Raw genomic sequence first — 949 nt, 5'->3', positions numbered from 1 at the left:
GCCCAGAATGCTGCACGGTTGCGCCGTGAAGACCCGCTGCTTAGAAGTCTGGACGTCGATCAAGGGCTACGGCGCCCGCGCGAGTACTTTGTCTAACTCTTGAGGTAGGAGAACACACAGGGCGGACGCGGGTCATTGGGCATCGGTTAGACACGTTTAGAGCCAAGCCCAGGATGTGCATCGCGCTTGAAGAGCAGTCCCGCTGGCGATTGCATGGAGGCAGGAAGTCGAGCAACGTTGCTACGAAGCATCGGATTGCCTGCTGTTGCACCTGGACGGCGTGTGGCTCAAGACGTCGGCGCTGTCGTGTCGACTTGGCCGTCCTTCACCGGCAGCGTGGCGCCAGGGCGAAACGAGGTTCGCGCCACTCCGTCCTTGCCATTCAGGCGGTAACTCACGTCGTAGCCAACCAACTTCTTCGACTTCTCTTGCACCGTCTTGCAGCGCTGCTCGGCGGTCGAGATAACGTCACCTTGCTGCATGTTCTTCTGCACTTGGTTGCCGGCGTAGCCGCCTGCCGCAGCGCCAGCTACGGTGGCCACCTTCTTACCGGTGCCGCCGCCAATCTGGTGACCGAGCACGCCGCCGAGCACCGCGCCACCAACACTGCCGAGCAGGCGGTTCTCGTCCTTGACCGGCGCCTGGCGCTGCACCTGCACCGTCTCACACTGTTGGCGCGGCGTCGTCACGGTCTCCGTTACCTCTTTGACTGCCATCACCTCAGCGGCCTTGGGCTGCGACATTTTCTGAGAACCCGTGACGGCACCCGCGCCCAGCATCACCATTGCGATGCCGCCGACCGCGATACCTTTGATCATTGAGTTGTCCATGGGTTGCTCCTGTGGTAGCCCACCTCAATTGTCGTGCCCGGCTCGCCGCGTGCATGGCAGTAGAGGCCGGGATCTGGTGTAGGACTTCGCGACGCGTGTGTCGCTTCGGTGTCCGCTGC

At 62.5% G+C, this 949-nt stretch carries 1 protein-coding gene; it reads right to left on the bottom strand.

Translation table 11 applies throughout. The features are described from left to right. Positions 1–287: 287 nt before the first annotated feature. Positions 288–830 carry a glycine zipper 2TM domain-containing protein gene (locus AC1D15_RS34515; RefSeq protein WP_477829619.1) on the bottom strand — a complete coding sequence of 181 codons (543 nt, stop codon included), beginning with the start codon at positions 828–830 and terminating at the stop codon, positions 288–290. Between the last annotated feature and the right edge of the window lie 119 nt (positions 831–949).

The sequence above is a fragment of the Rhizobacter sp. P2_H2 genome, assembly GCF_056403375.1.
Note: the sequence above shows the minus strand (reverse complement) of the source record. Positions and strands in the feature narration are given on the sequence as shown.

What these genes read in the sequence shown, in the direction of transcription:
- AC1D15_RS34515 (WP_477829619.1), bottom strand. Translation starts at nt 830, where the DNA reads ATGGACAACTCAATGATCAAAGGTATCGCGGTCGGCGGCATCGCAATG.